The sequence below is a fragment of the Streptomyces rubellus genome (assembly GCF_036323805.1).
Taxonomy (GTDB): domain Bacteria; phylum Actinomycetota; class Actinomycetes; order Streptomycetales; family Streptomycetaceae; genus Streptomyces.
Genome location: NZ_JAZDCX010000046.1, coordinates 1 through 14,992 on the forward strand (window position 1 = coordinate 1; position 14,992 = coordinate 14,992).

Genomic DNA, 14,992 nt, shown 5'->3' on the forward strand with positions numbered 1-14,992 from the left:
GGTCGTACCGGTGCCATGTGCCTCGACCGCGTCGACCTCGGCCGGTACGAGTGCCGCGCTCGCCAGAGCCTGGCGGATGACCCGCTGTTGGGCGGGTCCGTTGGGGGCGGCGAGGCCGCTTGAGGCGCCGTCGGAGTTGACCGCGCTGCCGCGCACCACCGCCAGCACCCGGTGCCCGTTGCGCCGCGCGTCCGACAGCCGCTCCACCAGGAGCACACCGACGCCCTCGCCCCAGCCGGTGCCGTCGGCGGCGGCGGCGAACGCCTTGCAGCGACCGTCGGCGGCACTGCCCTCTTCCAAGCCGAATCCCGCGAACATCATCGGCCCGGACATGATCGTGACCCCACCGACCAGGGCGAGTTCGCACTCGCCGCCGCGCAGCGCCTGCGCGGCGAGGTGCAGCGCCACCAGGGACGATGAGCAGGCCGTGTCCACGGTGACCGCCGGCCCCTGCAGCCCGAAGGTGTAGGCGATGCGGCCGGAGAGGACGCTGCCGGCGTTGGCGGTGCCCAGGTAGCCGTCGAGCGCTTCGGGATCGACCACCGACGGATAGTCGTGGTACATCACGCCGGCGAAGACGCCGGTGCGTCCACCGCGCAGGGTGCGTACGTCGATGCCTGCCCGCTCGAACGCCTCCCAGGACGCTTCGAGGAGCTGCCGCTGCTGCGGATCGATGGCGGCGGCTTCCCTCGGGCTGATGCCGAACAGCCCGGCGTCGAAGTCGCCGACGTCGTGGACGAATCCGCCGCGTGGCGCGGCTGACGTCCGTGCCGGGTCCCAGCCCCGGTCCGTGGGCAGCGGACCGAGCGCGTCGGTGCCGGATTCGACCAGGTTCCACAGGTCTTCCGGAGAGCGGACGCCGCCGGGGTACCGGCAGGCCATGCCGATCACCGCGATCGGTTCGCGCGACTGGTCCTCCAGTTCGCGTACGCGGCGGTTGGCGTCGCGCAGTTGCGTCGTGGCTCGCTTCAGGTAGGCGAGCAGTTTCTCCTGCTGGTCCGGGTCCGTGTCGCTCATGATCTGCTGTTCGCGTCCTCTCACGGCATGTCGAACTCGGTGTCGAGCAGGTCGAAGACCTCCTCGATCGAGGCGGAGTCCAGGTTCTCTTCCCGCCTGGTCTGCTCGCCCTTGCATCGGTCGGCCAGGGCCCGCAGCCGGGCCGCCACCCGGGCCCGGCCCTCCTCGTCGCCGTCCACCCGCGCCAAGTCGACTTCCAGGCGGGCCAGTTCGGCCAGCAGTCTGTCGACCTCCCGTACCGGTTCGGGAGCCAGTTCGCCGCGGAGATAGCGGGCGAGTTCGGTGCAGTTGGGGTGGTCGAACACCAGCGTGGCGGGCAGTCGCAGCCCGGTGGAGGCGGCCAGCCGGTTGCGCAGTTCGACCCCGGTCAGGGAGTCCAGGCCGAGTTCCAGGAAGCCCCGCTCGACGTCGATTTCCCCGGTGGTGGTGAAGCCGAGGGTGGCGGCCACCTGGCCGCGGACCAGGTCGAGCACGACGCGCCGCTGGTCGGCCTCGGGTACTCCGGAGAGCGCAGCCCGCAAGGCCACGGGGTCTCCCGAGCCGGCCTCCGTCCGCTGCTTCTGGCGGGGAACCAGCGTCCTGAACAGCGGGGGCACCAGGTCGCGCCCCCGCAGGGCCGCCGGCCGGAACGCCATCGGCACCACCAGCGGCCGGTCGGCGGCACAGGCTGCCGAGAAGGCGGCCATGCCGTCCTCCGTGGTGAGCGTGCTCATGCCGGAGCGCGCCACCCGGCGCACGTCGGCCTCGGTGAGTGTCCCGGTCAGTCCGGTGCGTTCGGCCCATGGGCCCCAGGCCAGCGACACCGCGGGCAGCCCCAGTCGGCGGCGGTGCGCGGCGAAGGCGTCCAGGAACACGTTGGCCGCCGCGTAGTTGGCCTGCCCTGCTCCGCCGAGCACACCGGCCGCGGAGGAGAACAGCGCGAACGCCGTGAGTTCCGCGTCCTGGGTCAGCTCGTGCAGGTTGACCGCCCCTCGTACCTTGGGCCCGAGTACCCGCGCGACGCTCTGATCCGTCATGTGGGTGAGTACGCCGTCGTCCAGGACGGCGGCGGTGTGCACCACCGCGGTCAGCGGGTGCTGCGCGGGGATCCGGGCCAGGGTGTCGGCCAGTGCCTCGCGGTCGGCGACGTCGCAGGCGGCCACGGTTGCCTGGGCTCCGAGGTCGGCCAGTTCGGCGACCAGTTCGTCGGCGCCGGGAGCGGCCGGGCCGCTGCGGCTGATCAGCAGCAGGTGCCGCACCCCGTGGTGTCGCACCAGGTGCTGGGCGAGGGCACTGCCGAGGGTGCCGGTGGCGCCGGTGACGAGTACTGTGCCGTCGGCCGTCTCCAGGCCGGTGCGCGGCGCCGGTTCCGGTTCGTCGGTGCGTCCTTCGGGTACGGGCATCCGGACCAGTCGGGGCGCGAGGACCAGCCCGCCGCGTACGGCGACCTCGGTCTCCCCCGCTTCCAGTGCGGCGGCGACGGCCCGGTGCAGTAGCGCGGGGTCCGGCTCGGTCGCCGGGTCGAGGTCGACCAGCAGGAACTGGCCGGGGTGCTCGGCCTGCCCGGAGCGCATCAGGCCGCGCACGGGCGCGTTGACCGGGTCCGTCAGGTCGTCGTCGCCTGTGGCGACCGCGCCTCGGGTGACCAGTACCAGGGGCTGTCCGGTGTGCTGTTCGTCGGCGACCCGGTCACGGATCAGGCCGAGAGCCCGGGTGACGGCCTCCTCCACGGCGCCAGCCGTGTCGGGTCCGGTGGCGGGGTCGACGAACGGCGCGAGGACGATGTCGGCCTCCTCGGGCTTCGTGTCCCCGAACGCCCCGTCCAGCCAGGTGTCGTCCCCGAGCAGCGCGAGCCGGCCGGAAGCGGCGGCGGGGAGCGGTACCTCGGTCCCCCAGTCCACGTGCAGGAGCGTGTCGGCCAGACCATGGCGGACAGCCGTCAGTTCGGCGCCCGCCGGCCGTGCCACCAGGGCTCTCACCCCGCCGACCGGGGTTCCGGTGTCGTCGAAGAGTTCGAGGCCGACGCCGTCTTCGGACTCGGTGAGCCGTACGCGGAGTGTCACGGCGCCGGTGGCGGGCAGTGTCACCTCCCGCCACATGAAGGGGAGGTCAGCGGTACGGCCGGCGTCGGTCTCGGCGCCGTCGCGCAGGCGGCGCAGCAGGCCGATGCCGTGCAGAGCCGCGTCGAACAGCGCCGGGTGCAGGAGGAAGCCCTTGTCGGACACCTCGTCGGACAGACGCACCTCGGCGAAGAGTTCGTCACCGCGGTGCCAGGCTCCGGTGAGCGCCCGGAAGGCGGGGCCGTAGCTGTAGCCGGCGTCGGCGATGGCCTCGTAGAAGCCGGTGACTTCGACTGGTTCGGCGCCCGGCGGTGGCCAGGCGGTGAACGAGTGGGCGGCGGATGCGACGGCGGCGGGCGCGAGGGTGCCGGTGGCGTGCCGGACCCACGGGGCGTCCTGGAGGTCGGCGTCGCGTGCGTGGACGGACACCTCTCGGCGGCCTGTTTCGCCGGGAGCGCTGACCGTGAGCTGCACCTCCACGGCGTGGTTCTCGCCCAGCACCAGTGGTGCGCCCAGGGCGAGTTCCTCCAGTACCGGGGCCTGTACCTGTGTGCCGGCGTGCAGGGCCATCTCCACGAAGGCGGTGCCCGGCAGCAGGACGGTGCCGAGAACGGCGTGGTCGGCCAACCAGGGGTGGGTGCGCAAGGACAGCCGCCCGGTGAACACGGTGCTCGCGCCGTCGGCGAGCGTCAGCGTGGCGGTCAACAGCGGGTGCCCGGTGCTGCTCAGGCCTGCCGCGCCGAGGTCGCCGACGCCCGGCAACGCGGTGTCGAGCCAGTACCGCTCTCGCTGGAATGCGTACACCGGCAGCGGAACGGTCCGCACCGGCAGCCCGGCGAGGGGCGTGGTGAGATCGGCCGCGCCCCCGTGGGTGTGGAGTTCGGCGACGGAGAGGAGGAAGCGTTCCATGCCGCCGTGGTCGCGGCGGAGCGTACCGAGCACGGTGACCTCTCCCGGGGTGAGGTCGGGGATGTCGTCGAGAATCTCGCCGAGCGAGGGCGCGAGGACCGGGTGCGGACCGATCTCCACCAGGAACCGGGCACCCTGCTCCACCAGCCCCCGCACGCCCCGGTCCAGGTCGACGGGTGTGGAGAGGTTCTGCTCCCAGTAGGCGGCGTCGAGGAGTTCGCCGTCCGTCCGCTCTCCGGTGACCGTGGAGTGGAACGGGATGCTGCCCGTCCTGGGGCTGAGGTCGGTGAGCAGTTCCGCCAGCTCCCGGGCCGCCGGCTCCACCTGGGTGCAGTGGGAGGAGAAGTCCACCCGGATGCGTTTCGCGCGGACGCCGTCCTCCTCGCATGCGGCGAGGAAGTCGCCCAGTGCCTCGCGTTCCCCGGCGACGACGGTCCGCGCGGGACTGTTGATCCCGGCCAAGGAGAGCCGCGTGTCCCACGGCTTCAACAGCTCGCGGGTCCTCTCGGCCGACAGGGCCACGGACGCCATGCCGCCGATGCCGGCCAGCGGAAGAAGCACCTTGCCGCGCAGGGCGACGACCCGGGCCGCCTCGGCGCGCGAGAGCGCACCGGAGACGTAGGCGGCGGCGATCTCGCCCTGCGAGTGGCCGAGGACCATGTCGGGTTCGACGCCGTGGGCCCGCCAGAGTGCGACGAGCGCCGCGGTCACAGCGAACAGCACGACCGGTGCCACATCGACCCGGCCCAGTGGCGGGGCGCCCTCGGCGCCGCGCAGCACGTCGATCAGCGACCAGTCCAGGTGGTGGGCGAACTCCTCGCCGCACGCGTACAGCTCGGCGGCGAAGACTTCGGAAGTCGCCATCAGTTCGACGGCCATGCCCTCCCACTGGCCGCCCTGTCCGGGGAAGACGAAGGCGACCTTTCCGGGTCGCTCGACGCCCTGGACCAGGTGCGGTGCGGCCTCGCCGCGGGCGAGGGCGAGGAGCGCGGCCCGGCGGTCGGCGTCGTCGGCGGCGACCACGGCGGCGCGGTGTCCGAGCAGGGCACGGGTGGCGGTCAGCGAGTGGGCGAGGTCGGCGGGGTGGGCGGCGGGTGCGGCGTCCAGGTGTTCGAGGAGCCGCAGGGCCTGGCCCCGCAGCGCTTGCACGCTGCGGGCGGACAGCATCCAGGGTGCCACCACGCCGTCGAACTCGGGAGCCCGGTCGGACTCAGGGGTCCGGTCGGCCCCGGGGGCACGTTCGGGGTCCTGGACGGGCGCGGGCTGTTGCACGTACTGCTCCAGCACCAGGTGGGCGTTGGTGCCGCTGCCGCCGAAGGAGGACACGCCGGCCCGCCGGGGGCGCCCGTCGGTGTCGGGCCAGGGGGTGGTCTCCGTCAGCAGCTTGACCGCGCCCGTTGACCAATCGACGTGCGGGGTCGGTGCGTCGATGTGCAGGGTCCTGGGCAGGACCCCCTCGCGCAGCGCCATGACCGTCTTGATGATGCCCCCGACGCCGGCCGCCGACTGGGTGTGACCGATGTTGGACTTCACCGAGCCGAGCCACAGCGGCCGGTCCTCGGCGCGGTTCTGGCCGTACGTCGCCAGGATCGACTGGGCCTCGATGGGGTCACCGAGGGTGGTACCCGTGCCGTGCGCCTCGACGGTGTCGATGTCGGCGGCTTCCAGACGGGAGTTGGCCAGCGCCTGGCGGATGACTTGCTGCTGGGCGCGGCCGCTGGGGGCGGTCAGGCCGTTGGAGGCGCCGTCCTGGTTGACGGCGGTGCCGCGGATCAGCGCGAGGACCGGGTGTCCCTTGCGCAGCGCGTCCGAGAGTCGCTCCACCAGGATCATGCCGACCCCCTCGCCCCAGCCGGTGCCGTCGGCCGCCGCGGCGAACGGCTTGCACCGGCCGTCGGCGGCGAGGCCGCGCTGGCGGCTGAACTCCGTGAAGGAGGCAGGGGTGGCCAGGACGGCGGCGCCGCCCGCGACCGCCATGTCGCATTCGTTGTTCCGCAGCGCCTGGCAGGCCAGGTGGACGGCCACGGCGGAGGACGAGCAGGCCGTGTCGACGGTGGCGGCGGGCCCTTCGAGGCCGAAGGTGTAGGAGATGCGGCCGGACGCGGCGGCGGTACCGGTGCCGGCGAGGAAGAAGCCTTCGGCCTCGTTGCCCGGCTGCTGGGCCCCGATGCCGTAGCCGACGAACGAGGTGCCGACGAAGACGCCCGTCTGGCTGCCCCGCAGGGACGACGGGTCGATCGTGGCCCGTTCCATTGCCTCCCAGGTCGCCTCCAGCAGCAGCCGCTGCTGCGGGTCGGTGGCCACCGCCTCGCGGGGGCTGATGCCGAAGAGGGACGCGTCGAAGTGGGAGGCGTCCGCGAGGAACCCGCCCTCCTTGACGTAGGAGGTGCCGGGGTGGTCGGGGTCGGGGTCGTAGAGGTTGTCCACGTCCCAGCCGCGGTCCTGCGGGAAGGGCCCCATTGCGTCGGTGCCCTCCAGCACGAGCCGCCACAGGTCCTCGGGCGAGTCCACGCCGCCGGCGTACCGGCAGCTCATGCCGATCACGGCCAGCGGCTCGTCCTCGGCGCCGAAGGCCCGGGCCGCGGTGTCCTCGGCCGGGTCCTGCTCGCCGAGCACCTCGACGAGCAGGTGGTCCGCCAGGCCGGCGGGGGTGGGGTGGTCGAACACCAGGGTCGGCGGCAGCTTGCGGCCCGTGGCAGCCTGCAGGCGGTTACGCACGTCGACAGCCATCAGTGAGTCGAAGCCCAGGTCCCGGAAGGCGCGGCCGGCCTCGATCGCGGTGGAGTCGGCGTAGCCGAGCGCGGCGGCGGCGTGCTCCCGTACGAGATCGAGCAGGTGCTGGGTCCGCTGCGGTCCGGTCAACTCGACCAGCTGGTCATACAGTTCGTCGGCCTCGTCGGGGCGGTCGGCCGGGGTGTCGGGCGTCGCGAGCGCGGCCTGGGCCTCGGGGATGTCCATGATCAGCGGACGGGCGCGGGCTGCCGTGTAGCCGGGTGCGAAGCGTGCCCAGTCGATGTCGGCGACGGTCAGGCAGGTCTCGTCGGCGTCCAGCGCCTGGTCGAGCGCTTCGAGGGCGAGGCGCGGATCCATCGCGTGCAGCCCGCGCCGGCCGAGTTCCGCGGCGGCCTGCCCGTCGTCGGCCATGCCGCCCTCGGCCCAGCCGCCCCAGGCAACGGCGGTGGCTGCCAGACCCCGGGATCGGCGGTCCTGGGCCAACGCGTCGAGTACGGCGTTGCCCGCCGCGTAGGCGGCCTGGCCCGCGCCGCCCCAGACGCCCGCGCCGGAGGAGAAGAGCACGAACGTGCCGACGTCACCGGCCAGTTCGTCCAGGTGCCGGGCGCCCTCGGTCTTGGCTGCGGTCACCGCGGCGAGTTCGGTCTCCTCGCAGTCGGCGAGCGCGGTCGCCTGCGCCACACCGGCGGCGTGGATCACCGCTTCGGCGGGGTGCTCGGCGAGCAGCGCGGCGATCTGGTTCCCATCGGTGACGTCGCATGCGGCGACGATCGTCTCGACGCCTCGTGCGGTGAGTTCGGCGGCCAGCTCCCGGGCGCCGGGGGTGTCCGGGCCACGGCGACCGGTGAGGACGAGCTTGCGTGCGCCCCGGGCGGCCATGTGGTGGGCGAGGTGGCGTCCGATGCCGCCGGTACCGCCGGTGATCAGCACGGTGGAACCAGGCTGCCAGGACCGGACCGGTGTGCTCTGCGGGGCCCGGACCATGCGGCGTACGAAGACTCCGGCGGGACGGAGCGCCAACTGGTCCTCCGTGCCGGAGTCCCCGAAGTCCTCGGGCTGCTGCGCGAGCAGCCGCAGCAACTTGTTCAGGACCCGGTCGTCCGGCTGCTCCGGCAGGTCGATGAGGCCGCCCCAGCAGTCGGGCCGCTCCAGACCGGACACCAGGCCCAGCCCCCAGGTGGCGGCCTGCGCGATGTCCCGTACCGGGTCCGTGCGGCCGACGGAGACGGCGCCGCTGGTGACGAGGTAGAGCGGGAGCGGGGTCGGGCGGGCGGTCACGGTGCGCAGCAGGGCGAGGTTCCTCGCGGCTCCGACGCTGACGCCCGTGTGGACGGGGTGCGGGCGGGAGTCGAGGGCGAGCAGCGAGATCACCCCGGACAGCGGCTGTTGCCCGGACGGTTCCTCGGGCGGTTCGGCGGTCACGTGGGCCTTGCCGCCGGCCTGGTTCACCAGCGCGGCGAGCCGGCCGGCCAGTTCCTCCTGCTCCTCCCGGGCGACGATCGCCCAGGTGCCGGTCAGCGCGGGCCGGCCGGGCCCGATGAGGGGCGTGTGTTTCCACTCCACCCGGTAGCGCCAGCCGTCCACTGTGGACCGGTCGTGGGAGCGCTGCCGCCACGCCGCGAGCGCGGGCAGTGCGGGGGCGAGGGCGTCGGTGCCCAGGGACTCGGCGAGCGTTTCGGCGTCGCCGCCCTCCACCGCTGCCCAGAAGCGGCTTTCCTCGGCCGTACCGCCCTGGGCGGGACCGGCTGTCTCCTCCGGGAGGGGCTCCCACCAGTAGCGGTCCCGTTGGAAGGGGTAGGTGGGCAGGTCGACGGCGCTGCCACGGGAGGCCCAGGAGGGGTCGACGCCCCGGACGAACGCTTCGGCGAGCGAGACGGAGAACCGTTTGAGCCCGCCCTCCTCACGGCGCAGCGAGGCCAGCAGCACGGGGTCGGACGCGCCGGCGTCCTCCGCGGTCTCCTGTACGGCTCCGGCGAGTGCCGGGTGGGGGCTGCACTCGATGAAGACGCCGAATCCGTCGGCGAGCAGTGCGCGAGTGGCCGGGGCGAACTGCACGGTCTGCCGCATGTTGCGGTACCAGTACTCCGCGTCCAGCTCGGTGGTGTCGAGCAGTCCGCCGGTGACCGTGGAGTAGAAGGGGATGCGGGAGGCACGGGGCCGTACGGGCGCCAGCACCGCGAGCGCCTCCTCGCGCAGCGGCTCGACGACGGCCGAGTGCGCCGCGCCCTTGATCCGGAGCTTGCGGCACCGTATGCCCTCGGCCTCCAGCTCGGCGAGGAACTCGTCCAGCGGTGCCTCGTCGCCCGCGACGGAGACGGACGACACCCCGTTGACGGCGGCGATGTTGAGCGCGTCGCCCCAGCGTTCCAGCCGCGCCAGCGCCTCCTGCGCGGGCAGCGAGACCGAGGCCACCGCCCCCTGGCCGACCACCCGGGACAGCAGGCGGCTGCGGTGGGTGACGACCCGCGCGGCGTCCTCCAAGGACAGCGCGCCGGCGAGGTGGGCGGCGGCGATCTCACCCTGCGAGTGGCCGATCACCGCCTCCGGCTCGACGCCGTGCTCGCGCCAGAGCCCGGTGAGGGCCACCATCGTCGCGAACAGCACGGGCTGGATGACCTCGGCCCGTTCCATGTTCCCGGCCCCGGACAGGCCGCGCAGTGTGTCCTCGACCGACCAGTCGAGATGCTCCTCCAGTGCCTGCGCACAGGTCCGCAGCGTGTTCCGGAAGGTCGCGGACTCCTCCAGCAGCCGGTCGGCCATGCCGGGCCACTGCGAGCCCTGGCCGGGAAGCACGAACACCACCCGGCCGGTCCGCCCCGCTGTCCCCGTCACCAGTCCCGGCGTGGGGGCGCCCTCGGCGAACGCGGTCAGCTGCGCGTGGTGGTCGGGGCCGAGGAGGACGGCGCGGTGCTCGAAACGGGAGCGGGTGGCGGCCAGGGAGTGGGCCACGTCGTGGCCGGCGAGCGCGGGGCCGGCGTCGAGGCGGTCGGCGAGCCGCCGCGCCTGGGCGCGCAGGGCTGTGGGGGTACGGGCGGAGAGCAGCCAGGGCAGTTCGACCTCCGAGCCCGCGTCGGTCCCGGACGCGTCCGGGGCCGGCTCCGGGAGGGCCTGCTCGAGGATGGTGTGGGCGTTGGTCCCGCTCATGCCGAACGACGAGACGGCGGCCCGGCGCGGACGCCCCGCATCCGCCCACCCCACCTGCCTGGTCAGCAGCCGGACCCCGCTGCCGTCCCAGTCCACGTGCCGGGTGGGCTCGGTGATGTGCAGGGAGCGCGGCAGCACGCCGTGGCGCAGGGCCATCACCATCTTGATGATCCCGGCGACGCCGGCGGCCGACTGGGTGTGCCCGATGTTGGACTTCAGCGATCCCAGCCACAGCGGCTGTTCCTCGTCGCGCCCGCGCCCGTACGTGGCTATCAGGGCCTGGACCTCGATGGGGTCGCCGAGTTCCGTGCCGGTGCCGTGCGCCTCGACCGCGTCCACGTCGGCGGTGTCCAGGCCCGCGTCGGCGAGCGCCGCCCGGATGACCCGCTGCTGGGCGGGGCCGTGGGGGGCGGTGAGGCCGTTGGACGCGCCGTCCTGGTTGACCGCGCTGCCGCGCACCACGGCCAGGACCGGGTGCCCGTTGCGGCGCGCGTCGGAGAGCCGCTCGACCAGGAGCATCCCGACGCCCTCGCCCCAGCCGGTGCCTTCGGCGTCGGAGGAGAAGGCCCGGCAACGGCCGCCGGGCGCGAGCGCGCCGCCCTGCGCGGCGTCGGTGAAGATGCCCGGTACCGACATGATGGTGGCACCGCCGGCCAGCGCCATCGCACACTCTCCGCGCCGCAGTGCCCCGATGGCCAGGTGCAGCGCCACCAGCGACGACGAACACGCGGTGTCCACGGTCACCGCCGGCCCTTCGAGCCCGAACGTGTAGGCCAGCCGGCCGGAGATGACGCTCGTCGCGGTGCCGGTGAGGACGTGTGGGCGGGAGCCGTCGGGCACGTCGAACCGGCCGAGGCCGTATCCGGAGGTGGCGGTGCCGACGTACACGCCGGTGGAACTGGCGCGCAGCTCCGCCGGATCGACGCCGGCCCGCTCGAAGGCCTCCCAGGAGGTCTCCAGCAGCAGCCGCTGCTGCGGGTCCATCGCCAGCGCCTCACGGGGCGAGATGCCGAAGAACGCCGGGTCGAATCCGCCGGCGCCGTAGAGGAAGCCGCCCTCGAAGGTACGCCGGTCGTCGGGCTCCCCGGTCTCGCCGTAGATGTGTGCGAGGTCCCAGGCCCGGTCGGTGGGGAAGTCGCCGACGGCGTCGGTCTCGTCGGCGACGAGCCGCCACAACGCCTCGGGGGTGTCGGCCCCGCCGGGGAAGCGGCAGGCCATGCCGACGATCGCGATGGGGTCGCCGGCGGTCTCCGCGCGGGTGGTGGCGGGCTTGGCGAGTGCGGGCGCGGCGAGGTCGCCGAGGACCTCCGTGACGAGATGGGTGGCGAGTGCCTCGGGGGTCGGGTGGTCGAAGACGAGGGTCGCGGGCAGCCTGCGGCCGGCCGTCTGGCCGATACGGTTGCGCAGCTCCACCGAGGTCAGCGAGTCGAAGCCGAGGTCCTTGAACGGCCGCGTCGGGTCCACCGCGTCCGGCGAGGCGAAGCCGAGTACCGACGCGACCTGGCCGCGGATCAGTTCGAGCGCGGTGCGGACCCTGTCCTCTGCGGGCAGCCGGCGCAGCCGCTCGGCGAGGCCGCCCGGGGCGACGGAACGGTCGGCGACCCGCCGTGCGGGTCGGACCAGTCCGTGCAGCAGCGGGGACAGCGTCGCCGGGGAGGCGGCGAGCCGGGCGGTGTCCAGCACGGTGGGCAGCAGCGCCGGGTCGGGCAGTGCCAGGGCGGTCTCCAGCAGTCCGAGGCCGCGCTCGGGGCTCAGCGGGGGGAATCCGGAGCGGCCGATGCGGGCCGCCTCGGACTCGGTGAGCGCGTCGGCCATGCCACCGGCGCCGGCCCAGGGGCCCCAGGCGAGGGACAGCGCGGGCAGTCCGCGGGCGTGCCGGTAACGGGCGAGGGCGTCCAGGTAGGCGTTGGCCGCCGCGTAGTTGCCCTGCCCGGGGCTGCCGAAGGTCCCGGACATCGAGGAGTACATGACGAACGCGGCCAGGTCGGCGCCGGCCGTCGCCTCGTGCAGGGCGGCGGCCGCGGTCTTGGGCGCGAGGACGGCCTCGAGCCGGTCCTCCGTGAGCGACTCGACCAGGCCGTCGTCGAGGATGCCGGCCGCGTGCACCACGGCGGTGAGCGGATGCTGCTCCGGGACTTCGGCGAGCAGGGCTTTCAGTGCCGTGGTGTCGGTGACGTCACAGGCTGCGACGGTGACCCCGGCTCCCAAGGCGGTCAGTTCGGCGCTCAGTTCGGCAGCGCCGTCGGCTTGTGCTCCCCGTCGTCCGACCAACAGCAGGTGGCGCACGCCGTGTTCGGTGACCAGGTGCCGGGCGGTGAGGGCGCCGAGCGCCCCCGTACCACCGGTCACCAGCACCGTTCCCTCCGCGTTCCACGCACCCGGCACCGACAGCACGACCTTGCCCACGTGCCGGGCCTGACTCACGAAACGAAACGCCTCCGGTGCCCGCCGCACGTCGAAGACCCGCACCGGCGGCAGCACCAGCGTTCCCGCCGCGAACAGCCCCAGGACCTCGGCCAGGATCTCCCCGATCCGCTCCGGTCCCGCCTCCTGCAGGTCAAACGCCCGGTAACCACGCCCGGCGAACGCGTCTGCCTCCCGTACGTCCGCCTTGCCCATCTCCACGAACCGTCCCCCCGGCACCAACAGCCGCGCCGAGGCATCCACGAACTCACCGGCCAACGCGTTGAGCACCACATCCACCCCGCGCCCAGCGGTCCGCTGCCTGAACGCCCCCTCAAACCCCACATCCCGCGACGACGCGAGATGCTCCGCGTCCAGCCCCGTGGCTCCCCACTTCGCCGGCGACGCCGTCCCGTACACCTCCGCGCCCAGATGGCGCGCCAACTGCACCGCCGCCATCCCGACGCCACCAGCCGCCGCGTGCACCAGCACCGACTCGCCGGCCGACAGCCCCGCCAGATCCACCAACCCGTAGTACGCCGTCACGAAGGCGATCGGCACCGCCGCCGCCTGCGCGAAGCTCCACCCGTGCGGCACCTGAGCCACCAGCCGCTCATCGGTCACCGCCAGCGGACCCATCGCGCCGTCGAAGAACCCCATCACCCGGTCCCCCACCGCACAGCGGGACACCCCGGGGCCGACCTCCACCACCACGCCGGCGGCTTCGCCTCCCACCAGCACCTCACCCGGGTACATCCCCAGCACGTTCAGCACGTCGCGGAAGTTCACCCCCGCCGCGCGCACCGCCACCCGGACCTGACCCGGCTGCAGCTCCCCCACCGCGTCCGGCGCCGCGAGCAACGCCACGTTCTCCACCGCGCCGCGCTCCGACACTCCCACCCGCCACGCCCCGCCAGGGGGTGGTACGAGGCCGCGGTCCGCCGCCGTCAGCCGTGCCGCGAGCACGGTGTCCCCGCGTACGGCGGTCTGTGGGTCACCGGACATGACGCACAGGGCGAGCGCCCGGGCGGCGTCGTCGGCTGGCGTGTCCAGATCGACCAGGACGATCCGGCCGGGGTGCTCGGACTGCGCCGAGCGCACCAGGCCCCATACGGCGGCCCCCGCCACATCGGGCACGGTGTCGGCGGGGTCCGCCTGCACTGCGCCACGGGTGGCAACGATCAGGCTGCTGCCCGCGTACCGCTCGTCGCCGAGCCAGGACCGCAGCTGTCCGAGCACCTCGGTGGTGCGAGCGAGCACAGCCTGTGCGTCGGTGGGGGCGTGCGCGTCCGGGCAGGCGGACAGCACCAGATGGGTGGGGATCCGGCCGCTGTCGGCGAGGTCGTTGAGCGTGCCCGCCCGGCCGACGAGCGGCTCGCCGCCCCCGAACTGCGCGAACTCGCCGGGCCCGGGTCCGGCTGCCGGGACCGGGGTCCACTCCAGCCGGTAGAGGTCGTCGGGCTGTCGCGCCTCGTCTGTGAAGGCCGGTGCGGGCCGAGTGACGACACGCTCCACGGTGACGACCGGGCTGCCGGCCGGGTCGACTGCCCGCACACGGAGACCGTCACCGTCGTCCGCGGGCGAGACCCGGGCGCGCAGGAGGGTCGCCCCGGATGCCCAGAGCGTCACCCCGGACCAGAAGAAGGGCAGGCCCGTCTCGGTGCCGTCCCCCTGTACGGCGGCCGACTGGAGCGCGGCGTCGAGCAGGGCCGGGTGCAGTCCGAAGCCGGTGGTGGCGCTCTCCGGCAGAGTGAGTTCGGCGAAGACGTCTGCGCCACGCGTCCACGCGGCGGATACGCCACGGAACAGCTCGCCGTACTCCAATCCGGCGGCCGCGAGCCGCTCGTAGAGCCCGGCCGGGTCGGTGGGTGTGGCGTCCTGGGGTGGCCATACGCCGACGAGTTCGGGGTCCTCGGTGACGGTCTGGGGCCGGGGGGCGAGGACGCCGGTGGCGTTCCGGGTCCAAGGACGGTCCGGCCAGCCGTCGAACGTGCCCCCGTCCTCGCGCCGGGAGTGCACGGTGAGGGTTCGCCTGCCCTCGTCATCGGCCGCGCCCACGGCCAGCTGCACCTGCACGGCGCCGTCCTCGGGCACGATCAGCGGCGCTTCCAGGACCAGCTCGTCCAGCTGCTCGGTCTGCGCTTGCTCACCGGCTCGCACCGCGAGGTCCACGAACGCCGTGCCGGGCACCACGGTCCGGCCGTGCACCCGGTGCTGCGCCAGCCACGGCTGGGCAGCCGTCGAGATCCGGGCGGTGAAGAGGTATCCGTCGTCCTCCGCGAGCGCGACACCCGCGCCCAGCAGCGGGTGATCGGTGACGCCGAGGCCGGCGGACGCGACATCGCCCGCCCAGGAGACACCGGAGGGCCAGTAGTGGTCGGCGGCGAAGGCATACAGGGGCAGCGCGATACGCCGGCCACCACCGCGCGCGAACACGGCGGACCGGTCGAGATCCGCACCGCGCGCGTGGACACACGCGAGGGCACGCAGCAGTGTGGCGTGCTCGTCGTGGCCGGAGCGCAGGGCGGGGACGGCGGTCACGTCCTCGATGAGGTGCGGGACGAGGGCGGAGAGCACACCGTCCGGGCCGAGTTCGAGGAACACGCCGACACCGGCGTCATGGGCCTGACGCACCGCGTCGGCGAAGCGGACCGGCTCGCGTATCTGCCCCACCCAGTAGGCGGGGGTGTCGATGGCACCCGGGGCGGTGGTGCGGACCGGGATCTGCGGGGCGTGGTAGGTCAACG

2 protein-coding genes are annotated in these 14,992 nt (G+C 73.9%); both read right to left on the reverse strand.

Annotation, left to right across the window (positions count from 1 at the left end):
• Positions 1-1,017 (reverse strand): beta-ketoacyl synthase N-terminal-like domain-containing protein (locus V1L54_RS28995; RefSeq protein ID WP_330121146.1); only part of this gene is annotated, 1,017 nt, incomplete at its 3' end.
• Between the two features lie 20 nt (positions 1,018-1,037).
• Complete coding sequence (locus V1L54_RS29000) at positions 1,038-14,918, reverse strand: type I polyketide synthase (protein WP_330121147.1); 13,881 nt, start codon at positions 14,916-14,918, stop codon at positions 1,038-1,040.
• Positions 14,919-14,992 lie beyond the last annotated feature (74 nt).